This is a genomic window from Paraburkholderia sp. C35 (assembly GCF_003121405.1).
Taxonomy (GTDB): domain Bacteria; phylum Pseudomonadota; class Gammaproteobacteria; order Burkholderiales; family Burkholderiaceae; genus Paraburkholderia.
This window is the reverse complement of the sequence record NZ_QBUY01000132.1, coordinates 1-22327: the sequence shown is the minus strand read 5'-3', so window position 1 is coordinate 22327 and position 22327 is coordinate 1. Positions and strand designations below refer to the sequence as shown.

Below are 22327 nucleotides of genomic sequence, written 5' to 3'. Positions count from 1 at the left end.
CTTCGCGCAAATCCCACCACCAACGCCGAGTCCGTGACGACGCGTCACTCAAACCACCTCAGTCCCGGCCTGCAAAGGGAGTTTTTCAACAGAATCGGCCAATCAGGGCCGTTCAGAATAGTGACTCGTATGACTGCTGCCACGCAGACTCCGGACTTTCACTTCGCAATTCATGGTGCATAACGGCGGGTAACTACAGGCCTTGGGCTTGGTAGCGCCACCTAGTCGACCCCGAGCAGGCCGAAAGGTCTCTTCACTCTCGCTCCGACACCCGATTATCGGCGGCGATCGAGTTCATTGTTGCAACCAAGCTGGTGAGCAAATCGCCGTGGTAGCGCTTCAAATGCCCGTGAATGTTTTCGTTGCGAAGCAGGCGAGCCATGAAGCTTTTCGCAACGACAAGCGAGAGCATGGTGTCGCCAATCTCGTCCTCGACTGCTTGGCAGTCTTGCCGGAGTCGATCCATCTCGCTCTCCATCTTTGCGAGGTCTTCCGGCGAAATCGCATTTTTCTTTTTGGGCTTCGCCGCATCGGTCAGTGCCTCGGGGCGCGTAGCGATTAAGATCATTTCCGCGTAAGTCGCGGTGAACTTGTTAGCGGCGACCATCATTTCTGCCGCCTCGATTTGTCGATATGGTTTCATCTTTTTTAGAACGAAAAAGACCTTAGGGGCCGCTTGCCGGTTCTTGAGGATCGAGGCCGCTTCGGGTGCCACCCCGTCAAGCAACGTTGCTCGTTCCCGGATACTGCGGACATCCATTCGAAGCACTTCGGCTATTCGCCTCTCTGATGCGCCTTTTGCGAGCGCGGCCCGAATCATCTTGTGTTCTTGCACGGCGGACAGGCGCGTAATGTGTCGATTGAACGTAAAACCTTCGTCGTCCGTCGAGATCATGCAGGGGGCGGTTTCCCGACTTAGCTGTTTCAGCGCCTCGAGCCGCAGCCGTCCGTCGAGCAACTCGTAGTGCCCCAAGCAACAAGGGGATCGAAATACCGCGAGTGGCTCGATTACACCCAACTCCGCAATCGACCCGAGAATGGTTTTGTATTTCGAAGTCGACAAAACTCCCTTGGTCAATTCCGAGTCGGCGATGATCCGGTCAAGAGGAATCTCGACGACCTTAGCCTCAAATCCGTGTCTGACGTTACTCATGGCATAAGCTCTGATGGAATTCGAGAGGCGACGGCCTCGGGAATATCCTTGACGCCCTCGGCTCGCAAGAGGGTTCTGAAATGCTCGTCCGCGAGAAACCGTTTTAGAGCAGAAACAATAAGCAGTAGTCTCTGCTCTTGGAGATTTGCGTTCTGGACGACCATTTGCTGTCGGCGGACCTCGTTCTTATAAGTTCGCAGCAGTTTTTGGGGAGTTGGCTTCTCTCGAGGCGCTGGGCGCCCGTGCACTTTCTTTCCGGATATTTCACGTTTGCTGATGATCCGTCTCACACGCAGCAATTGGTCACCGGTCAGCGTCTTTGAGTCGTAGGCTGCAATCATAGCGGACTGTACCTCCTCGGTCGGGGCGCGGGCGACTTCGATGGCGAGCCATAACGGCATCACACGGTTTTCAACCGCCTGTATCAAACGCTGCTCACCTTTTTCCAACAATTGAAGGATCCCATAGATATAAGCATCGTCTAGATTGGTTTTCTTGGATATTTCTACGGTTGTGTAACCCTTTGCGGAAAGAACCTGCAGGCCGCTTAAAAGCTCTGCGGTCGAATGCCGACGCCGTGCAATATTTTCGGTCAATGTGATCAGATAACGGTCGATCTCGCTCGCTTCGACGATGGAACAGGGGATCAGGGTCTCGCCCAGCGCCTTAAGTGCCTCAAGGCGCCCCTGTCCGCATAACACCTCGTGCCACTCCCCCTCGGCGTCGTGTCCGCCATGTGCGACTGTGATAGGCCGTTTGAGTCCCACAGACGCAATGTTCTCGACGAGTTGCGAGAAGAAATATGGGTTGCGGGTCCGAGGGTTTAGTACACGGAGCCGCTCAACCGGAATTAACGTGATTTGATCGCTGCGCGAAAGCCCGGAGACAATCTTGTCGACGCGGTCATTCATAGTTCACTCCCTTCAGTGGAACGCGGCGCGCCAAATGGCAGAGCATACTGAGGTCTTCATAACGATACGCCTCGAATCCGAAGTCATTGTGGTCGCCTAGCCGCACTATGTCCGACGACACGTCGATGGCAGGCAAAAGGTAGTAATCGCGAATTGATTTCGCATCGAGTTCCATTCGGACCGCGACGGTGATATCTGGCTGCAACGCGCTGTCGAAACGGATGATCCAACGATTTGAGCCGGCCAGGGTCGGGCGGCAGCGGGACAGGGCTATCGACACCTTGAACTCTTCATTTACCCAAAGCAGTCCGGATAGGTTATCTTTTTCGATCCTCGCTCCGGTATCGGCCATTGCCCGCTCGGCTATGGAGACGATCTCGGGGTGTAGCTCCCGCAGACGGCGGTTGATCTCGACGTACCGATAGTCGCGAGCAGGTGTATAGCCAATCAAGTCGTAGGTTCTGAGCAAGCTGCCGAAGCGGCTGGTATAAGCACTGCTTGACGGGCAGCCGGGCGCTTCGTCGATGACGATGCCTGAGAGATATCCGTTGCGCAGTAGCAGGTTTCGCAACGCATTCAACATATCGGCGTCGGTCAAGCGATAGGAGCGGGCGAGAATGATCTGTCGGGCGGCCTCGAAGTCGATTCGATCGACAATCGGTTCGAACACATTGTCAGCGCGAATCCATGAGGCGGGCGGATTGCGGACGCGCTCTTGTCTGAGCTTGAAGGAAACGCGATTCCATACATTGTCCCCGACATATTTTTCGTTGATTAGGATCTGGTGGACGGTCCCACGGGTCCATTGCGTTCCCCGGTCGGTGTGAATATCTGCCTCGTTCAGGGCGGCGGCGATCTCAGACTCCGAACGTCCCTCCTCGACAAACTGACGATAGATGGCCCGAACCGTCGCCATTTCGTCTGGCGGCCCTGGAACAAGAATTACTCTCTCCGTCTGAATGGCTTTATGCTCACCACGCTTCAGTTCGCCTTTTTGAATTCCCGATTGATCGACGCGAACGCGGCGTAGCCCATACCCGGCTGGACCTCCCTGGCGATACCCATTTCGTATGTGGCGGCATTGCCCGGCATGAACCTTTACGCTGAGCTCCCTGCTGTATTCGCCAGCCATGGTTCTTTTGACGCTTTTGATAATGCTGGACACCGGGCTGCCGTCGTTCTCGAACTGCTCGGCGCAGTAGAGCACCTTCACTCCCGCATGCTTGCAGCGTATCTCGTAGCTTGCGCTTTCGTCGGGGTCTTGAAAGCGTCCCCAGCGGCTGACGTCATAGACCAAGATTACTGAGAAATCCGCGGCTCCTGACTCCACGTCACGGAGCAGAGCTTTCAACGAATCACGGCCATCGAGGCGCAGTCCGCTTTTCCCTTCATCAGCGTACACACGCACGACGTCAAGGTTACGACTTTCCGCGAATGCCAAGATGACGTCCTTCTGATTCTCGGTCGAGTATTGTTGGTGCTCCGTAGACATCCGCACATACGCCGCCGCGCGGTCTCGACCGCGGTCGTCCTGCGACGTTCTGCTGCGTGGTGTTCCTTCCACCCTGCCTCCCGTGAACTGCAAGGGGCGGCTCTCGTCGCTGAATGCTCCCTTGGAGGGGAGATCGGCTGCCTGGCTTCGGCGCTTGCATTTAGGGAATATAGTTTTGGAGGTGCGAAAAATGTTGCCGATAACACGCAAGAATTTGCGCGAGAAGAAAGCAGAGATCGGCGCTGAATACCCTTTGGCGATCTCAATGGCACTCAAAGAAGAACTCGGAGGTTCGAGGCAAACAATCAAGAAGCTCGTTCGCTGGACTGGCGCGAGCGAACGAACGGTGCAAAATTGGCTGAGCGGCGTGCGGGGTCCCAGTGGGCCGTGCTTCTTGGCCTTGGCGAGACATTCTCCGGCCGTTCACCAAGCCTATCTTTCTATGACAGGCAGAGCTGATGGGGCAGAGTCTGATGTCAACGCGTCAGTGGTCTTGCTTCGAGAGGCAATCGCTTTACTTACCGCCGCTGCTCTGCGGAATTGAGCTAGCGTGGTTTGCGCAAACCTTATTTTCCTGTATGACGGCGAGCTTTGTTAGCACCGCCGCTGGCGCTTATCGTGTCGGGCGACCAGCGTGAGTCGAAATCGCCGCTTGACGGACGTGCGTAAGCCGCCACCTGCTTCGACTCTACGGGATGATTAGCTAGATTTGCTCAGTTGGTTCTGCTGCGCCCAAAAGAGTTGGCTGTTTCGGAGATGTGGTTGACCTTCACCGAAGATTTTGACTCGCGGTAGCATTGCAAGCCCCGAGCTCATTAGCTAGCACTCAGGGAGTTTCGGTTAATTTGCGTGCGCCAGACGAGATCGTCGCAGTCTTCGATGCATTGATACGACAGGAGATTGACCCGCTTCTTTCGCGAGCGTCGGCCCCTCAGTCGCCACAAGATCGCACAGATTTCCATAGGCTAGCGGCTCGCGTTTTTCCAACCACACGCGCACTCGTTCGTTTTGCAGAAGTACGATGACATAGCTGATCGAGACGGCCAGTTGCAGATGTTCGACACCGTAGCGCTCCTCAACATCCGTCATTTTCGACTGTAGCGCGGCGATTTCACGTTCGAGTCGCTCGATCTGGTCTGTTGCTTCGCCGCTTGTCGTTTTATATGGAGCAGCCGCTGGCAGCAGCTGCTCCGCAGGCGTTGCGAGCCGAATTGCCCGGGCAAATGCAGATGTGAAGTTGGACTGGTCGCACATCAGTTCAGCGGCCTCAAGCTGTCGCAACGGCCGCATCGTTTTCAATACTTCGAATGTCGCGGCAGGGCAGTTCTTGTCCGCAAGCAGGGCTGCCGCATCCGGGCATACGCCTTCAAGGAGCCTGACTCGCCGTTTGACGGTGCGCTCATTGACGCCCAGGACGGCTGCGATGCGATCCTGCGGCACGCCGCGTTTAACCGCAAGTGCGATCATCCGGGCATCCTGTCCGGCCGTCAGGCGGTTTACGTGCCGGTTGTAGGTGTAAGTCTCGTTGTCGGTCGCAAACATGCACGTCGCCATACGCTTGCCGAGGCGATGAAGTGCTTCGAGACGCAGACACCCGTCGAGAACGACGTAGCCATTCTCGACATTCCCTTCGCGGGTTACGACCAGCGGCTCAACGAGGCCAACCGTTGCGATAGAGGCAAGCACCTGCAAGAATTTCTTGCCATGTGTGGCCACACCCACCAGTGGTCGATGCGGTCGGAGCGCATCAACCGGCAGTTCAACAAGCTCGCGCACGAAAGCAGGGGGCACTTCGACCGGTTCAACCTGCCCTGGCGCGTTCATGGCTTCACTCCTTCAAGGCGGTCAGCGAGCACGCGGGGCATACTCGCGAGATTCTCAGCGTGGAGAAGTTTTACAAACTCGGGGTTGCCGGTCAGGGATTTCAACGTTGCCGTGAGCACGCTGAGCCTTGCGCGCACCACATCGGCTTTCCGGAGGAGCAGTGCCTGTTTCTCGCTCTCGCGGATGTACAGCTTGCGGAGCTTGTCGGGAGTCAGCGCCTCGCGACCCATTGGAGCCCGGACTCCGCCAGGCGGACAGCCGCGACTCTTCTGTCGCTGTTCCATGATGCGCCGGACAATCGCGAGCTGGCGTCCCCTGAGGGTGCCGTCTGCATATGCGTTGGCCAGTGCGAGTTGCACTTCGGTGTCGGTCGCGCGCGAGATCGATATAGCCAGGCCGACCGGCAGCGATCCTTGCTCGACGGCCGCCACGAGACGCTCTTCGCCGTGTTCAAGTAGCGCAAGCAGGCTTTGCAGATAAGAGACAGAAAGTCCCACCTTGGCCGCGACGTCATCTGCAGACTCGCCACTTTTTACAAGTGCCTCCACATCGCGCAGGAGCTCGAGCGCGGTGTGGTTTCTCCTCGCAACGTTTTCAACGAGACTCATTTCCAGGCATCCAACCTCATCGCAGTCAATCACGCGGGCTGGAATGGTCTTGTGGCCCAACGCCTGCACGGCTTCCATCCGACCTTGTCCGCACACGAGGTTATAGGTGGTTCCGTCAGGGTTACCCTTCCGGCGACTGACGGTGATTGGGCGCTTCAGTCCGACAGAAGCAATGCTGCCGGTGATCGCACGGTGCTGTTTTCTTCCGCGTCCCCTCGGATTGAGAATCCGGATCTGCTCCAGGGGGATGTCGATGATTGGACCCAGTGAATCGTTCATTGAGAGCCTCCAATGGTTTTTCTGGCGCACAGCATGAGCACCGTTGAAAGGTCGTGAATGCGGAAGCCTTCGACGCCTGGTACCCGCGAGAAAGACAGGGGCGTCATGCACACATCCGAGAGGACGCAGGTCGGCAGCAGATAAAACGCTGTCAGGCACAGCCATGGCCGGGGGTAGTATCCGACTAGCGCAAGATCTGCGATTCGCATCTTGGATTTTTTCACCTCGGCGTACGACCGGTAGGTGTTCGCCTTCCTGCCGAGTGACACGCACACCTTAATCCGCAATTCACGGTTGATGCGAAGGAACGAGCCATCCGTGTTCTGCTCAACCTCATGACCGGCCTGCCTGAGGCGGCTCACGAGATCCGCGACGTGAAGGGTCATTGAGCGCCTGGCGACCATTCGCTGGTCGACAAAAGCGATGTCCGCTGGCGGGCGATAGCCCACTGACCGGTAACCCTCGTCAAGCGACGCGAAGTGACGTCGCACGTTGGATTTTCCGCAAATATCCAGCTGTGTGAGCATCGTCCTGACGGACAGCTTGCCCGTTGCGCGTAGCAGTCTTGACATGCTGGCCTGATACTCGGATGTGTCCGGTTTGTGCCGGTAACGGTTGATCCGAACCTGGGCCGCGTTGAACAGGTCCGCGTCGACCACCGGAACGAAGGCACCAGGGGCTCTTAGCCAGCGAGACGGATCATTGCGTACCAGGTTTGAGTGCAATTTCACGGACGTCCTGTTCCAGACGAGATTGCCAACGTATTTCTCGTTGCGTAGCAGCAGACGGATCGTGTCGGAGGTCCACGGGTGGGCTTGCGCGTTATACAGGCCGAAGTCGTTCAACCGGCTCGAGATCCTGAACGTGCCTAGCCGGTCATGCACATACCATTCGAAAATCTTTCGAACCAGGGCGGTTTCGTTGGGCGGTCCGGGGACGAGGATGGTTCGGTCTGTTTGGATGCTTTTGCGTTCGGTGTGTGCGAGAAAGCACTTCTGTTTTCCTGTTATGTCGACCAGCATTCGTCGCAAGCCAAACCCTGGCGGTGCACCTTGCCAGAATCCGCGCTCTACGTGCCTGCACTGTCCGATGAAAACCTTCTCTGACAACTCACGGCTGTATTCGCCGGCCATTGCACGCTTGACGACCTTGATAATGTTCGACGCGGGTGTTCCATCGTTCACAAACGGCTCAGCGCAATATATGACCCTGACGCCAGCCTGGCGGCAGATATATTCGTGGTGGGCGCTCTCGTCCACGTCCTGAAATCGCCCCCATCGGCTGACGTCATAGACCAGTACGGTTTCGAAAGCTCTGCCAGGATCCAGAACGTCCTTGAGTAACTTCAGAAGGGCGGGGCGATGACGAAGGGTGACACCCGACCGGCCGTCGTCCTCATAAGTCTCGACGATGTCAATGTCGTGCACGCGGGCGTAGTCTGCGAGCGCTGGCTTCTGGTGTTCAGGAGAGTATTGCTGATGGTCCGTCGACATGCGGACGTACTGCGCGGCACGAACACGAGACTCGGAGGCGGATGCCCCCTCGATGGATTGCATTGGGGGATGCGACAAGAGAACACGTTATCTATTGATAGGCCGCCCCAGATGCAAGTCAATGCGCGAAACCGAAGCTTGGCGCCTGTGAAAGCGACCACTATCACTACCGGCGAATACCCAAACGGAAAATTCCCACGGGCTCGTGATGATCTTTGAGGCGTCTTTAGCCAACCGAAGAGGCGCGAGTGCTCGCCAGCGATGCGTCCGTCTTTGACAGACGGCGGGTAGTGGATGTGAAAGTCCGGACAGGAGTAACGAGGGAGCGCCGTTTCATGGCGCTCGACGTGCCGATACCGATGGAAGCATTCGCGAGTGGCTGCGCGCGCCAGAGTGTTCTACACGCGGTGCAGTCGGGCGGCGCATCGGTCATGAATCTGACAGACGACAGGCAGACGGTAGTCAAGCCGCCGGGCGTTCGCGAAAAGCGCCGTCAACGCTTTTTCCGTGTCGAGCCCGAACGTCGCCAGAATGTCGGGCGCCAGATCGGCTGCCATCCGTGCGATCTCGATGCGCTCCTGCCAGTCGCAAATCGCGCCGTTGGCATGCATCCAGATCCGGGACAGCTCAACAAGGTGGCCGGTGTTGAGCCAGTCCTGTGTCCGAGCCATCGAAACAAGCTCGCCGACAACCAGATAGCACAGCATTTCGGCGCGTGCTTCATCATCGAGGCTCAAAGGGTTGGGCATTTTGGCACTGGCAGAAGAGTGGTCGGCATCCAGCCAGTTTCCGCTGATGCCTATCAGTGTAAGCGGTGCATCGGGCCCGATCCAGCCCCGGATGCCCGACGTGCGTGCGTTTTCGGTGATCTCTTGTTATTCGGCAAACTGCGCAGCGTCGGCGAGCAGTGTTGTGTGTCCGAAAGGTTGCCCGGTGACAATGAGGCGGGCTGCGCACTCGCCAAGCAAAATGTTGCAGCCGTCTTTTCCAAGTCGGTCTTTCCAACGCCTCGATCTCTGGAGCATTTGTCATGGACATGCAGCAACTGGTTTCTGAATTTCTCGCGTCGGAACATGGGAATCAGGCAACGCAGGCGCTAGCCGATCAAGGCATCAATGCTGACGACGCCCGCCAGATGCTTGGCCAGGTGGCCGAGACGGCGCACGCGCACGTTGAGGAGCAGGGTGCCGGCCTCCTGGGCGAGCATCCGGGCAAGAGCTTCTTTGCGGCGTTTGCCGCCGGGCTGGTCAAGGGCGACGGCGTTTTCAAATCGCTTGAAGAGGGTGGAGAAGGCGTTCTGACCGGTCGCGTGGCCGAATCGTTGGCGGCACGTATGGGCATCGATCCATCGACTGCATCGACGATCGCGGCCGCCGCTACCCCTTATGTGGTTGCGTTTCTCAAGGAACGGCTGGGCTGAATCGTTGCAGTTCAAACCCTGATTTCCGTCGACCGGCTTCATCGCGCGGCGCTGTTTGGTTCCGCTCTTCAGTGAGCAGACGTTCGCGTGACATGAGACGCCGAAATTGGATGCGCGGTTGCGTCTAGATGTTCAGAGCATGCGCGATGTACGCATAGCCGACCGCTCTGCCGGTCGCCAGTTTCAACGGCGTGCGAGCCTGCAACAGGAAACGCGCTCCCGCCAACGCCGATTGCCTGCCGCTCAGGATCATTGCCCATTGCGCACGTGCATGTGGACTGCAGATCATCCGCGATAGGCAGTCTCCATGACCGTTACTCACACTATTTCTGTCGTTGACTATGCATTCGGTCAACGAAAGCAAAGGGTCGGGCAAAGTCGGTCACCTGTTCTCACCCATCGGCTCGGTCATGCAAAGCGCATGAGTCGGTGATCGGCCAGGAGCGGTCACTGGTACTCGGTGCCAGAATCGTCGACAATTCGAAGACCGAGTAACTATCTGAACGGCCTAGACACACGACAGAAGTCGGAAAAGTGCAATGACGAAAGTGTTCGTAGACACGACTGAAATTACAGACTGGCCTTCGTTCCATCGGGTCTTCTCGCAGATCTTTGGTTTTCCCGCGTTCTATGGCAACAACTTGGATGCGTTGATTGACTGTCTTGGATACATCGATGAGCCCGAGGCTGCGATGACGGGCTTGCATGTCAGGCCGGGAGAGACGTTGACGATACAGCTTGGCGCTGTTATCAGTTTCAGGGGGCGCTGTCCAGACCTATTCGAGGCTTTGCAAGACGCATGCGCGTTCGTGAACTGGCGTCGTACGCGCGAGCATGAAGCCGCTTTGGTTGCACTGTCGTACTACGACTGAATCGAAGGACGGCGCCAGGCGCGCTGCGGCCATTTACGGTCATATGATTTTGTGGTGCGAACGGCCGCTCGGAGATGCTGAAGTGACGGTCGTTGGAATAACTATAACATCGTAATTTCGACTCAGTCCGAGAACGATGCCGCATGTCCGGTATCAGACATAGCAGGCGATCGATGTGCTACGGCACTCGAAGGATTTCTACAGCGACTCCTTCTGCATCTTTTGGGTAAGCAACCGTACTCCGAAGCCGAATGCATCGCCGGCGCGACTCTGAATCTCTTCCAGAAGACGCGACGTGTCTGCTGCCGGGCCTGAGTACAACTCCAACGTCCCATCTACGATATGTTCGAATGGTTCAGTCGAAAGTCGTACCGACACAACGCCAAAGTCGTCCCCATCCAATCTCGCATATAGTCCGATAAAAACGCGTGGTTCCTCGCTTTTCTCATGTGATACGGCCCAAAGAAGCTTCGCCTCACGACCGGTTTTCACCATCTTGGCGTGTGGATTTGGAAAGGAAAACTCACGGGTCTTGGCGATCAAACCGATTTCCGTCGCCAAACTATTGACAGCGTTTATCAACGAGAGCTCTACGGCCTTGATCGCCGCGTTGATATGTTCGCGTACTGCATTGAAGGCCTCGACATCCTCTTCGAAGGCGGGCTGCTGCTGGGCAAGAGCTGGTACGTAGGCGATTGCTTCGTCGAGGCTTCTAACTAAAGTGGCCGCATCCGCGAATCTCAGAGTCGTCGGAAGTGAAAAGCCAATGTCGAAGATCGAGCGCACCCGTTTCCAACGCGCGTCGGCCAGATCATCGGGGGCGAACGTTGCGAGTTCTGCACGTTTATGTGGGGGCCGACCCTGCTCGTCGATCAGCGTATTCGGTGCTCGACCGGTGAGCAAGAAGAACAGAATGCCCACCACCTGTGTAATATCAGCGCGCACATCACGCTTCGACCCTCCGATTCCTAGTTCAGGAAGGCGCAGAAAGCGATTGCCCAGTTCTTGCCGGAGTGGAGTGCGGGGATCGCCCTCGTTTTCTTCCGCATACGCAATTCCGAAATCGACCAGGCACACTTGCGATGTGGCTTCGTTGATAAGCACGTTGTCGGGTTTAATATCCCGGTGCTGGATACCGCTGTTATGGCAATGCATGATAACGTCTGCAAGGTCTCTCGTGATCTGTAGCGCTTCGGCTAACGGCAGCGGCGAACCTCCAGCCACCTCTTGAAGCGTTTTCCCTTGAACCCATTCGCAGACAAAGTACAACGGAACCGATTTGTCTTCGACTGCATCAGCGTTACTTTCAAACAATCGTGGAACGCCTTTCCCGTCCAAGCGCTCGAGGATATTTATTTCTCGGGCCATACGCCTTCTCCTTTCGGTATTTTGCGTACTTTCCGCGTGCATTTCCTTCAATGCTCCAACCGTCTCAGTGTTCTTGTTCACCGCTTTGCGAACGGTGCCTTGCCCACCCGCTTTTTGCCCGTGAGTTTCATCAATCGACCAGTTTGTTTGCCAGTTCATCGCGCGTGTTTAGTTAAATTTTTCGATTACGATCAGGTTGCGTCTTGCTCAAGCAAGCGACCCCGCCCGTCGCAAGGATGTATGTTGCGCGGATGAAGAACGTTTGTGTGGAGATATCGCACCCCCCGATTCGTTTCCAGCGCATCTACTTTTTCAACAGCAGACTTATCGGGGCAGCATATAAATCGCCAATGACCATGGCCGGCGATCACAACAATTGTCGCTGTCAAGACAGCGTGTAGATATAGCACGGCCCGTCGTAAGCAGGTCCACCAAAGTCACAAAAAGGTTGTAATGTTCGAATTGGGCCACTGAGACAACTTACCACGGATGGCGTTGCCCGCCGGCTACGGGTCGCAAGCACGCGTTCGCGTACAGTGAATGCAGACGTTCGACGTCACCGAAGTGTGCGTGTCTGAAAAACGACGCACTGCTGTCCGATGAATGCCATGCCGGACTGACCGTGCCGATCCGCTGGCATACCCCACGGCGGAGCGGGGGCGATGGCGCGAGTCGGGATATGTTTGATTGAGGTAACAGCCGATTCGAATGTTCGCGCCGGTCTTCCGGAAGACCGGCGTTCACGACAATTGGCGATGACGACGTCGTTGGTTGATCGACCCCATCATGCCCTCATGCCACTACAGCAATATCGCCTGCTGCAGCAGTTCCAAGGCTTTCAGCTCGTCCAGTTGACCCGTACGTGCTTTACCCGCCAGTGTCTTGATCAGCGCTTCTGCTATTGGTGCGATACCGTGCAGCGTGTCCAGACTGGTCACGGAGGTCACGGGCAGCAGAGCCGGATTTTGGAGCGGCGTCCCGGAGCCGGGCATTGCATCAGGGCGTGCTAGTGGCGATACCGGTGCCGCGGTGTGACTGTCTGCCAATGTGCGGCTCGCAGGCTCGTCAGGGAAGTCATTGACGTGAGCCGGGGCGGTGGCGACGGGCGCATCTTTCTCTTTCGCGACATTTGTTGCGACCGATGAGGGTTGTTCCAGTTCGCCCATTGCGGTTGAGCGCTTGCGCCTCGTACGGACTGTCTCGCTGGCGGGTTTCCCTTGCTCGCCGTCGTTCGTTGCTAGCGCTGATGACTCGTCCTGCTTGACGGACGCGCGCCCGCGTGGACCCGGTGCAAGCAGGCGTGACACGGACTCTGGAATGTCGGCTTCGGTGTGCGGGCTGTCCAACCAGCCAACAGACAAGCCGAGTCGCTCGGTGAAGCGATGTGCTTCTACACTGTCCATGCGCTTCTTGCCGTTGAGTCGATCGGCGATGTTGAATGCGCTCATCTCCATGGCGGCGCCAAGTCGCACTTTCGACCCATTGCGACTCGTGAGGAGGCGTAGGTTGGTGCGTCGGATGGCCTCCACCTCGCCACTGTCGTTCAGTGCCAGTGGTTGCTGTTCCGGCGTTGCAGGAGGCGTCTTGTCTTTCGAAGACGAAGCTTTGAGCGGGGCGCGAGGCTTAGACTGTTTAGACATTCTGTTTTGAGTATTCTTGACGGCGCGCGGCGAGCCGACAGCGATTTTCTGTGACATTTGTGCTTCCTCGGACACGCTAACTGCTGTAACTGCGGATTGGGCGACGGCCGTGGTGGCAACCGGCTCAAGTGCTTCCGGCTCTGCGTTAAATCCATCATCGACCTGAACGAAGTCGAGCGGTGACTTCAGACGGGCGATGGTCTCGTCCGCGAGCGCGGGGTTAGTTTGGTCAAAGAAGCCATGCGGTAACCCAAGTGTGGTTTCCATGTGAAACGCGGTCTCAGGCGTGAATCTCTCGCCTTTCAACAATTCAGCAACGCGAGTCATGTTCGATTCGAGCGCGATGGCGATGTTCTCTGCGCCTACCGCATCGACCAGAAACTGGAACGACCGTGTCTTGAAGATGGAGGCAGTCTGGGTGGCGTCTTTGGTCGGCACCTTCACGTAAGACGATCCCTGCCGTTGGGGCGGAAGGTTTTTTTCGTGGTGAGTTTGACGTTGACCGTTACGCTGGGATCCCGCATATCGCCCGCGGGCTTGACTCATAAAATACGGCTCCATGCAGTGTGGATTCTGGATTGTCCGATTATAGACGAGGCGATGAGGTCAAAAACAAAATGGTCTGTGCCAGTCATGCTGAGAAGCAGCGTGCGATGGTTTGAGAAATGAAGCTCACGGAGGACATTTCCGATCCGTAGACCGTCCACTAGAATCAATCTTGTTCCGGTTGTGTAGTGCCTGGCAGTGAAAATGGCAGCGGGTTGGATTGTGGTCAAGCGTGGCGGGTAGAGCACGTTCTTGTGAACGTTCTGATGACTGAGCGGCTAAAAGACGTTGCGAGAAAGCGCTCGCTCGAACAGCTTGCGGCAATGCCTGGATTTTCGCGGCCGACCGACGTCTTCGTTCACTAACGCTAAAGCGCGCTCCCCTCTCCGGAATACGCGAGGGAGCGCCGCACTGGGGCTCTAGGCCAGATTTCTTTGTCTCTCGCACTACGGCAGGCCAGATTTGTTTGTTCTTCACTCGGCTTCAACTCGATGGAATAAGGCTTTCAAGCCAATGCCAGTCACCGCGTTGGCTGTAGCTACTCTTATCTCGGGACAACCGACGGATTCGAGACGAAATCGCCTCGCTGGCAATCGGCTAAAGAAGGCCAATAAAAACATGAAGTTACGACCTAGGCCAGATTTCTTTGTATCTCGAAAGCGGTCGTTTTGAAAGGCTAGGCCAGATTTGTTTGTCTTATTTCGTCAGGCCAGATTTGTATGTCTCGGGACAGGTTTCGTTTGTCACTGACCAGATGACGCGCTGCGCTGATTTTCATCGCGCTAAAGCCTTTATAAGCATCGCTGATGCATTGTCGTAACCGGCCTTTCCGTGTCAGTGCAGATGCGCACCAGATTCACGATTCAGGCGCACCGGAGTCAGGCAGGCGCAATCGCAGTGCAAACAGGAGGAAAAGCCGCAATGCGCCGTCAGTGTTTATTCACAGGAACTTTTGATTCCCTTTGATAAACATGGCATGGACGTTGCGTAAGAACAAGGCAGGTGCAGTTCACTCGGCGGCCGGTTGGGAGTAGACGAAGATCGACAGGAACTGGATCGGCGTCTTGATCAGCCGTTCGGGACCATGCGGTACGTCGCCGCGGAAAGTGAGCGTGTCGCCGGGATGCAGGATGTAGGTTTGCTGGCCGTGGCGGTACTCGATCACGCCTTTGAGCATGTGAATGAATTCCGTGCCGGGGTGTTCGAAGACGGGGAAGCGTTCTGCTTCGTCTTCCATCGTGATCAGGAACGGCTCGAAGAGTTTGCGCGGTCCCTGGTCGTAGGCGAGCAGATGGTAGGTGTGGCCGCGTTTCGTGCCTTTGCGGACCACTTCCATGCCGCCGCCTTTCTTGACGAGCTGGGCGCCGCCCTGAGGCACGTCGAAGTTGCGGAACAGCGTCGACATCGACACGCCCAGTGCCTGCGCAATGCGGTTGAGTACGTCGAGTCCGGTAGAAGTCTGCGCGTTTTCGATTTTCGAAAGCATCCCGCGGCTGATGCCGGCCTGTTCGGCGACCTGCGCGATGGTCAGTCCATGTGACTGGCGCAACTCGCGGATCGTCGAGCCGAGATAGCGTTCGAGCGGTGATTTGCTGTCGTCCCCGTTTTGCATGGGTGGCCCCGATGAAAAGGCAAGGTTAGCAGATCGCGACTTTGCGCCATGTATCGAAGGGATCGCTCAGTCGCGGCCAATAGGTTTCATGTGGGGAATTATTGTTGCACAACAATAAATTCTACCGCGAACAGGCGGACATGCCTGCAGCGCGCCGATGGCGTCGCGGCATGCTCGCGCAGCCGGGTCATGCGCAGGTCGCGTGGCTTTTTCAAACCAGCGATGGATGTTGTTGCAAGGAGTGGCGATGAACCTGAACGACGCGAGCAAGCTGCCCGTCAACGAGTTAGGAAGCGTGCCGCGCTTCGAGACGGCGGAAGACGCGCAAGCCTGGCTGTCACAGCAGGGCGTGAAATACGTGCTGGCGCAATTCGTCGATATTCACGGCGTGGCGAAAGCGAAGTCGGTGCCCGTTGCGCATCTGAAGAGCGTGCTGAAGGCGGGCGCGGGCTTCGCGGGTTTCGCGATCTGGGGCGTCGGCATCGAGCCGAACGGTCCCGACTTCATGGCCGTCGGCGATCTGTCGACGCTCACGTCGATGCCGTGGCAAACGGGTCTCGCGCGCATCGTCTGCGATGGTCACGTGGACGGCAAACCGTGGGCCTACGATTCACGCGTGACGCTGAAGAAGCAGGTCGCGCGCATGACGGAGCGCAACTGGACGCTTTTTACCGGCCTCGAACCTGAGTTCTCGCTGCTGCGCCGCTCCGCGTCGGGCGTGCTCGAACCATGCGATCCGAGCGATACGCTGGCCAAGCCGTGCTACGACTACAAGGGTCTGTCGCGCACGCGTGCCTTCCTGGAAAAGCTCACCGAATCGATGCGCGAGGTCGGCATCGACGTGTATCAGATCGATCACGAAGACGCGAACGGCCAGTTCGAAATCAACTACACGTATACCGATTGCCTGACGTCGTGCGATCACTATGTGTTCTTCAAGATGGCAGCTTCCGAGATTGCCAACGAACTCGGCATGATCTGTTCTTTCATGCCGAAGCCGTTTGCGAACCGTCCGGGCAATGGCATGCACATGCATATGTCGATCGGTGACGGCGAGCGCAATCTGTTCGCTGACAGGAACGATCCGCTCGGCATGGGCCTGTCGAAACTCGGCTATCAGTTCACGGCAGGTCTGCTCGCGCACGCACCTGCATTGGCCGCGCTGTGCAATCCGACCGTCAATTCATACAAGCGCCTCGTGGTGGGCCGCTCGCTGACGGGCGCAACCTGGGCGCCTGCCTATATCAGCTACGGCGACAACAACCGCTCGACGATGGTGCGCATGCCCGGCGAGCGCATCGAATTGCGTCTGCCCGATGGCGCGTGCAATCCGTATCTCGCGACGGCGGCTGTGATTGCGGCAGGGCTGGATGGTGTCGAGCGCGAACTGTCGCCGGGTCAGCCTGCTAACGACAACCTCTACACGTGGACGCCGCAGCAGTTGCAGGAACGCCAGATCGGCGTGCTGCCGCAAAACCTCGAACAGGCACTCGACGCGCTCGAATCGGACCGACTGATCTGCGATGCGCTAGGCCCCGTCGCCGACGAGTTCCTCAAATTGAAGCGCATGGAATGGCTCGAATACATGCGCCACGTCTCGGACTGGGAGCTGAAAAGCTACCTCGAATTTTTCTAAGCATTCGAAGGAGGAAGAACATGTGTGGAATCGTAGGTCTGCTGGTCAAGACACCGGCACTGCGCGAACGGCTCGGTGAACTGATGGTGCCGATGCTGATCGGCATGACCGAGCGCGGTCCTGATTCGGCGGGTCTGGCCGTGTTCGGCAAGGCAGTCGATGCGAGCCAGCGCAAGCTGAGCCTGTACGCGGGCTTTACGGAAGAAGGCGATCGCTTCGCATGGACGCCGCTGCTCGACGCGTTGAATGCGGCGATGGACGTGACGGCGCGTATCGACGCGAAAGGCAATCATGCCGTGCTGACGCTGCAAGGCAACGCAGAGAATGTGAAGCGCTGGCTGCACGAGCACTATCCGAAGCTGTATCTGCTTTCAACGGGCCGTTCGATCGATCTCTACAAGGACATCGGCACGCCCGCGCAAGTCGCAGACCGTTATGGTTTTGCGAACCTGAAAGGCTCGCATCTGGTGGGGCATACGCGCATGGCGACGGAATCGGCCGTGACGCCGGATCGCGCGCACCCGTTCACTGCTGGCGAAGACTTCTGCCTCGTTCACAACGGCTCGCTGTCGAATCCCTATGGCGTGCGTCGCAAGCTGGAGCCGCAAGGCATTCACTTCGATACCGACAACGACACGGAAGCTGCGTGCCGCTTTCTCGAATGGCGTCTGCGTGAAGGCGATGCGTTGCCGGAAGCGTTGCAGAAGGGCTTTGAAGAACTCGACGGCTTTTACACGTTCCTGATGGGCACGACGACGGAACTCGCGTTGATCCGCGATCCGTTCGCGTGCAAGCCCGCTGTCGTTGCCGAGAACGACGACTACGTGGCGATTGCGTCCGAGTTCCGCTCGCTCGCGCATCTGCCCGACATCAAGCACGCGAAGGTATTCGAACCGGCACCCGAGGAGATGTATGTATGGAAAGCGTGACATTCGACCTTGAGCGCGGATCGGTCAGGGAAGTGAACCAGTATCTGCACGGCGATGCGGCCACGCTCAAAGGCCAGCAGATCACCGTGACCTCGCCGAACGGCGCGCACAACATCGCAGTGGGCGTCGATGCCGACGTGACGGTCACGATCGACGGCCACGCAGGCTATTACGCGGGCGGCATGAACAAGCACGCGAACATCGTGATCGAAGGCAGCGCGGGCACGGGCGTCGCCGAAAACATGATGAGCGGCAAGGTGCATGTGAAGGGCTTCGCGTCGAACGGCGCAGGCGCATCCGCGCATGGCGGGCTGCTCGTGATCGACGGCGATGCGGGCTTGCGTTGCGGCATTTCGCTGAAGGGTGGCGATATCGTCGTCAGTGGATCGGTGGGGAGCTTTTCGGCGTTCATGGCGCAGGCGGGCCGCATGGTGATCTGCGGCGATGCAGGCGATGCGCTCGGTGACTCGCTCTACGAAGCGGTGCTGTACGTGAAGGGCGATGTGAAGTCGCTCGGCGCAGATGCGCAGTTCGAAGCGATGACGGATGCGGACTACACCGCTGTTGCTTCGCTGCTCGACGCAGCCGGCCTGAAGCACGATCCGCGCGCGTTCAAACGCATTGCTTCGGCACGCACGCTTTATCACTGGAACGCCGACGCGGACCAGGAATATTGAACACCCGAATTGAACACCCGATTACGAGAACGTCCCCATGGAAAAGCCCATTCATTTCGCGCGCTTGCAACAGGAAGAGTCGCAAGGCTACGACCGCAAGACGATCGATTACATCCATACCGCCGCACAGCGCGGACTCTATGAAATCCGTGGTCTCGGTGCGAAGCGCCGTGTGCCGCACTTCGACGATCTGCTGTTTCTCGGCGCGTCGTTGTCGCGCTATCCGCTGGAAGGCTATCGCGAGAAATGCGCGACACAGACCGTGCTCGGCACGCGTTTCGCGAAGAAGCCCGTGGTGCTCGACATTCCCATCACGATTGCAGGCATGAGCTTCGGCGCATTGTCGGCGAACGTGAAGGAAGCATTGGGCCGCGCGGCGACGGCAGCCGGTACTTCCACGACGACGGGCGACGGCGGCATGACGCAGGAAGAGCGTCAGTCGTCGAAGACGCTGGTGTATCAGTGCCTGCCGTCGCGCTACGGTTTCAATCCCGACGACGTGCGCCGCGCCGATGCGATCGAAGTGGTGATCGGTCAGGGCGCGAAACCGGGCGGCGGCGGCATGCTGCTCGGACAGAAGGTGAATCCGCGCGTGGCGTCGATGCGTACGTTGCCGGCAGGTGTCGATCAGCGTTCAGCCAGCCGTCATCCTGATTGGACCGGACCAGACGATCTCGCGATCAAGATTCAGGAGTTGCGCGAAATCACCGACTGGGAAAAGCCGATCTACGTGAAGGTCGGCGCGACGCGCACGTTCAACGATGTGAAGCTTGCCGTGCATGCGGGCGCGGACGTGGTCGTGATCGACGGGATGCAGGGCGGCACGGCGGCGACGCAAACGTGTTTCATCGAGAACGTCGGCATTCCGACGCTGGCTGCCGTGCGTCAGGCCGTCGATGCGCTCGAAGATCTGAATATGAAAGGCACCGTGCAACTGATCGTATCGGGCGGCATTCGCACAGGCGCAGATGTGGCGAAAGCGCTCGCGCTCGGTGCCGATGCCGTGGCAATCGGGCAGGGCGTGCTGATGGCGCTCGGTTGCAACAGCGATACGTATTTCAAGGACGGCGCGCTGCATTCCGCCACGGCCGATTACGCGGCGCTCAATACATCGCCGGGTTTCTGCCATCACTGTCATACGGGCAAGTGTCCCGTCGGCGTGACGACCCAGGATGCCGTGCTCGAACAGCGTCTGCAACCGGACGAAGGTTCGCGCCGCGTGCGCAACTATCTGAAGACGCTGAACATGGAACTGACGACCATCGCACGCGCGTGCGGCAAGCAGAACGTGCATCACCTGGAGCCGGAAGATCTCGTCGCGCTGACGGTCGAAGCAGCGGCGATGGCGCGTATTCCGCTGGCAGGCACGTCGTGGATTCCAGGGCAGAAGGTTTGAGGACGCAGTGAATGACGTTTGAAGTCACGTAGTGCAGCGGGCGTTCGCGCTCGCTGCGTCTGCCGCAGCCGCATCGCATCCAGTTTCATCGCAGTTCCCGCAGTTACGTTAAGTCCACACAACTCCGTCGACGCTTGCCGCACTTCACACGCGGCATGCCGCGGCGTTTTTCAAAGGATCGCGCAATGAAAAGAATGCTCAAATGTATTGCGTTACTCGCGATGCTGGCGCTCGCGATGCCTGCCTTCGCCGCCGACCCTGTACCGAACAAAGGCGACACAGCATGGATGATCGTCGCGACATTGCTCGTGGTGATGATGGCCGCGCCGGGTCTCGGTCTGTTCTATGGCGGCATGGTGCGCGCGAAGAACATGCTGTCGGTGCTGATGCAGCCGCTGGTCGTGTTCTGTCTGCTCGGCGTGCTGTGGGCGCTGTACGGATACAGCGTCGCGTTCACTGAAGGCAACGCGTTCTTCGGCGGCTTGAGCAAGGCGTTTCTTGCAGGCGTGACACCGGATACGACGGCTGCGACTTTCAGCAAAGGCGTGGTGATTCCCGAATACATCTATGCAGCGTTCCAGCAGACGTTTGCGGCGATCACGCCGGCGCTGATCGTCGGCGGCATTGCTGAGCGCGCGAAGTTCTCTGCCGTACTGCTGTTCATGGTGCTGTGGTTCACGTTCTCGTATCTCCCCATCGCACATATGGTGTGGTACTGGCCGGGACCGGATGCGTACACCAGTGCCGCAGCGGGTGAAAAGGCCACGGCTACGGCGGGCTTTCTGTTCCAGAAGGGCGCTATCGATTTCGCGGGCGGCACGGTGGTGCACATCAATGCGGGCATCGCCGCGCTGGTCGGCGCGATCATGATCGGCAAGCGCACAGGCTATGGGCGCGAAACGATGGCGCCGCACAATCTCACGCTGACGATGGTGGGCGGTTCGCTGCTGTGGGTGGGCTGGTTCGGCTTCAACGTCGGCTCGAATCTCGAAGCGAACGGCGCGGCGGCGCTCGCCTTCGTGACGACGTTGCTCGCGACATGCGCGGCCACGGTGGCGTGGACTTTTGTCGAATGGACGCTCAAGGGCAAGCCGTCGATGCTCGGCGCGGTGTCGGGTGCCATTGCGGGGCTCGTGGTGATTACGCCTGCCTGCGGTTTCGTCGGACCGATGGGGTCGATCGTCATGGGCTTTGCGGCGGGTATCGCGTGCTACTGGGGCGTCAATGGACTCAAGCGTCTGCTCGGTGTGGACGACTCGCTCGACGTGTTCGGTGTGCATTGCCTGGGCGGCAGCGTCGGCGCGCTGCTGACAGGCGTGTTCGCGTCGCCGCGGCTCGGCGGCACGGGTGTCTATGACTATGTCGCGAACAAGGTGGGCGATTACAGCAGCGTCGATCAACTGATCTCGCAGTGTTGGGGAGTGGGGACGTCGCTGGTGTGGTCGGGCGTGGTGTCGGTGATCGCGTTCAAACTGGTCGATATGACGATCGGCCTGCGCGTCGAACAGGATGGCGAGCGCGAAGGGCTGGATCTCAGCTCGCATGGCGAGAACGCGTACCACTCGTGAGCGTGCGATTGCATTCCTTCAGGCGGCGTGTGCGGGCGAATCGCGCCGCACGCGTGGCGGCCGCGCGTCGCACGGCAGGACGGAATCACGACGAGATGAACGATAATATGGCATTCCAGCCTGCGCGCCTTTGCCTCTATGGCGCGCGGCGGGGCTTTCGTTCTCTATCCTCGATGCCGCCTATGTCAGACCTCAGAATCGACCGTAACGCCAAGACTTTGCGCGAACTCACGCTGGACAAGCTACGTGGCGCGATCGTGCAGGGTTATTTCCGGCCGGGCACACGGCTGGTCGAGCGGACGCTGTGCGACGAACTGGGCGTGAGCCGCACGGTGGTGCGCGAAGTGCTGCGTCACCTGGAGACGGAAGGGCTGGTCGAAATCGTCGCGCGGCAAGGGCCGATCGTGGCCCGGCTCGATCCGGAGCAGGTCGGTGAAATCTACGAGTTGCGTGGGCTGCTCGAGGCCAACGCGGCGCGTGCCTGTGCCGAGCAGTCGACGCCTGAACTGGTGCAGCAGTTACGCGGTATCCGCAAGCACATTGAAGACGCGTTCGAGCAGCAGGATCTGCCGCGCGTGCTCGAGTACACCGAGCGCTTTTATGACGCGATGTTCGAAGGCGCGCAAAAGCATGTGTCGCTGACGGTCGTGAAGACGCTGAATGCGCGTATCAACCGCCTGCGGGCGTTGACGATTGCGACGCCCGGGCGAGGCGGCGAGTCGAACCGGGAGATGAATACCCTGCTCGATGCAATCGAACGGCGGGATGGGGAGGCGGCGTCGGTGGCGTCGTTTGCGCATATTCGTAGGACCTGTCTCGTATACCCATCTCCGCGCCCACGAGCCGGCCTCCTCGGGCGTATGCCGTCGTCGGCTGGAAAAAACATCGGGGGGGGGGGGCGGG

At 58.4% G+C, this 22327-nt stretch carries 18 protein-coding genes; 8 read left to right on the top strand and 10 right to left on the bottom strand.

The window, feature by feature from the left end; all coding sequences use genetic code 11:
- Positions 1–253: 253 nt before the first annotated feature.
- The 7 genes from DK391_RS39620 to DK391_RS39590 all read right to left on the bottom strand — a co-directional run bounded on the left by DK391_RS39620 (position 254) and on the right by DK391_RS39590 (position 8497).
- Positions 254–1153 carry a plasmid partitioning protein RepB C-terminal domain-containing protein gene (locus DK391_RS39620; RefSeq protein ID WP_109483451.1) on the bottom strand — a complete coding sequence of 300 codons (900 nt, stop codon included), beginning with the start codon at positions 1151–1153 and terminating at the stop codon, positions 254–256.
- The gene (locus tag DK391_RS39615; RefSeq protein WP_109483450.1) at positions 1150–2064 is read right to left on the bottom strand and encodes a plasmid partitioning protein RepB C-terminal domain-containing protein; all 915 of its coding nucleotides are present in this window, start codon (positions 2062–2064) and stop codon (positions 1150–1152) included. The genes DK391_RS39620 and DK391_RS39615 overlap by 4 nt, the downstream gene beginning before the upstream one ends.
- Entirely contained in the window at positions 2057–3628 is a 1572-nt protein-coding gene (locus tag DK391_RS39610) for a recombinase family protein (protein ID WP_275426847.1), read from the bottom strand. Before DK391_RS39610 ends, DK391_RS39615 begins: the two co-directional genes overlap by 8 nt.
- A gap of 768 nt (positions 3629–4396) precedes the next feature.
- Positions 4397–5380, bottom strand: a complete 984-nt coding sequence (locus DK391_RS39605; protein WP_109483449.1) for a plasmid partitioning protein RepB C-terminal domain-containing protein — start codon at positions 5378–5380, stop codon at positions 4397–4399.
- Positions 5377–6267 carry a plasmid partitioning protein RepB C-terminal domain-containing protein gene (locus DK391_RS39600; protein ID WP_162601042.1) on the bottom strand — a complete coding sequence of 297 codons (891 nt, stop codon included), beginning with the start codon at positions 6265–6267 and terminating at the stop codon, positions 5377–5379. Before DK391_RS39600 ends, DK391_RS39605 begins: the two co-directional genes overlap by 4 nt.
- On the bottom strand, positions 6264–7823 hold the full coding sequence (locus DK391_RS39595; protein WP_109483447.1) for a recombinase family protein: 1560 nt from the start codon (positions 7821–7823) through the stop codon (positions 6264–6266). The genes DK391_RS39600 and DK391_RS39595 overlap by 4 nt, the downstream gene beginning before the upstream one ends.
- Before the next feature lie 335 nt (positions 7824–8158).
- Positions 8159–8497, bottom strand: coding sequence for a hypothetical protein (locus DK391_RS39590; protein ID WP_162601040.1), 339 nt, complete (start codon positions 8495–8497; stop codon positions 8159–8161).
- Positions 8498–8790: 293 nt separating this feature from the next.
- On the opposite strand from DK391_RS39590, the gene DK391_RS39585 reads away from it, so the two are divergent.
- Both DK391_RS39585 and DK391_RS39580 read left to right on the top strand, forming a co-directional pair.
- Positions 8791–9180, top strand: coding sequence for a hypothetical protein (locus DK391_RS39585; RefSeq protein ID WP_109483445.1), 390 nt, complete (start codon positions 8791–8793; stop codon positions 9178–9180).
- Positions 9181–9719: 539 nt separating this feature from the next.
- The gene (locus DK391_RS39580; RefSeq protein ID WP_109483444.1) at positions 9720–10052 is read left to right on the top strand and encodes a barstar family protein; all 333 of its coding nucleotides are present in this window, start codon (positions 9720–9722) and stop codon (positions 10050–10052) included.
- A gap of 198 nt (positions 10053–10250) precedes the next feature.
- Here the strand turns inward: DK391_RS39580 and DK391_RS39575 are convergent, their stop codons facing one another.
- The 3 genes from DK391_RS39575 to DK391_RS39565 form a co-directional block, all read right to left on the bottom strand.
- Positions 10251–11579, bottom strand: a complete 1329-nt coding sequence (locus tag DK391_RS39575) for a serine/threonine-protein kinase (RefSeq protein WP_109483443.1) — start codon at positions 11577–11579, stop codon at positions 10251–10253.
- Between the two features lie 641 nt (positions 11580–12220).
- Positions 12221–13504 (bottom strand): hypothetical protein, encoded by a 1284-nt coding sequence (locus DK391_RS39570; RefSeq protein WP_239483080.1) that lies wholly within the window; start codon positions 13502–13504, stop codon positions 12221–12223.
- A gap of 1111 nt (positions 13505–14615) precedes the next feature.
- Entirely contained in the window at positions 14616–15218 is a 603-nt protein-coding gene (locus DK391_RS39565; RefSeq protein WP_054931109.1) for an XRE family transcriptional regulator, read from the bottom strand.
- Positions 15219–15465: 247 nt separating this feature from the next.
- On the opposite strand from DK391_RS39565, the gene glnT reads away from it, so the two are divergent.
- The 6 genes from glnT to DK391_RS39535 all read left to right on the top strand — a co-directional run.
- Positions 15466–16854 (top strand): type III glutamate--ammonia ligase, encoded by a 1389-nt coding sequence (glnT, locus tag DK391_RS39560; RefSeq protein WP_109483441.1) that lies wholly within the window; start codon positions 15466–15468, stop codon positions 16852–16854.
- A 20-nt stretch (positions 16855–16874) separates the two neighbouring features.
- Positions 16875–17783 (top strand): class II glutamine amidotransferase, encoded by a 909-nt coding sequence (locus tag DK391_RS39555; protein WP_109483440.1) that lies wholly within the window; start codon positions 16875–16877, stop codon positions 17781–17783.
- On the top strand, positions 17771–18460 hold the full coding sequence (locus DK391_RS39550) for a protein glxC (RefSeq protein WP_109483439.1): 690 nt from the start codon (positions 17771–17773) through the stop codon (positions 18458–18460). Before DK391_RS39555 ends, DK391_RS39550 begins: the two co-directional genes overlap by 13 nt.
- A gap of 37 nt (positions 18461–18497) precedes the next feature.
- The gene (locus DK391_RS39545; protein ID WP_109483438.1) at positions 18498–19856 is read left to right on the top strand and encodes an FMN-binding glutamate synthase family protein; all 1359 of its coding nucleotides are present in this window, start codon (positions 18498–18500) and stop codon (positions 19854–19856) included.
- A 194-nt stretch (positions 19857–20050) separates the two neighbouring features.
- On the top strand, positions 20051–21424 hold the full coding sequence (locus DK391_RS39540) for an ammonium transporter (RefSeq protein ID WP_204117522.1): 1374 nt from the start codon (positions 20051–20053) through the stop codon (positions 21422–21424).
- A gap of 182 nt (positions 21425–21606) precedes the next feature.
- A partial coding sequence (locus tag DK391_RS39535) for a GntR family transcriptional regulator (RefSeq protein WP_239483079.1) occupies positions 21607–22327 on the top strand: 721 nt, incomplete at its 3' end.

Bases quoted from the DNA above. Each gene is read 5' to 3' on its own strand.
- DK391_RS39620 (WP_109483451.1), bottom strand. From the start codon at position 1,153: ATGAGTAACGTCAGACACGGATTTGAGGCTAAGGTCGTCGAGATTCCT.
- DK391_RS39615 (WP_109483450.1), bottom strand. From the start codon at position 2,064: ATGAATGACCGCGTCGACAAGATTGTCTCCGGGCTTTCGCGCAGCGAT.
- DK391_RS39605 (WP_109483449.1), bottom strand. From the start codon at position 5,380: ATGAACGCGCCAGGGCAGGTTGAACCGGTCGAAGTGCCCCCTGCTTTC.
- DK391_RS39600 (WP_162601042.1), bottom strand. From the start codon at position 6,267: ATGAACGATTCACTGGGTCCAATCATCGACATCCCCCTGGAGCAGATC.
- DK391_RS39595 (WP_109483447.1), bottom strand. From the start codon at position 7,823: ATGCAATCCATCGAGGGGGCATCCGCCTCCGAGTCTCGTGTTCGTGCC.
- DK391_RS39585 (WP_109483445.1), top strand. From the start codon at position 8,791: ATGGACATGCAGCAACTGGTTTCTGAATTTCTCGCGTCGGAACATGGG.
- DK391_RS39580 (WP_109483444.1), top strand. From the start codon at position 9,720: ATGACGAAAGTGTTCGTAGACACGACTGAAATTACAGACTGGCCTTCG.
- DK391_RS39575 (WP_109483443.1), bottom strand. From the start codon at position 11,579: ATGAACTGGCAAACAAACTGGTCGATTGATGAAACTCACGGGCAAAAA.
- DK391_RS39565 (WP_054931109.1), bottom strand. From the start codon at position 15,218: ATGCAAAACGGGGACGACAGCAAATCACCGCTCGAACGCTATCTCGGC.
- glnT (WP_109483441.1), top strand. From the start codon at position 15,466: ATGAACCTGAACGACGCGAGCAAGCTGCCCGTCAACGAGTTAGGAAGC.
- DK391_RS39555 (WP_109483440.1), top strand. From the start codon at position 16,875: ATGTGTGGAATCGTAGGTCTGCTGGTCAAGACACCGGCACTGCGCGAA.
- DK391_RS39550 (WP_109483439.1), top strand. From the start codon at position 17,771: ATGGAAAGCGTGACATTCGACCTTGAGCGCGGATCGGTCAGGGAAGTG.
- DK391_RS39545 (WP_109483438.1), top strand. From the start codon at position 18,498: ATGGAAAAGCCCATTCATTTCGCGCGCTTGCAACAGGAAGAGTCGCAA.
- DK391_RS39540 (WP_204117522.1), top strand. From the start codon at position 20,051: ATGCTCAAATGTATTGCGTTACTCGCGATGCTGGCGCTCGCGATGCCT.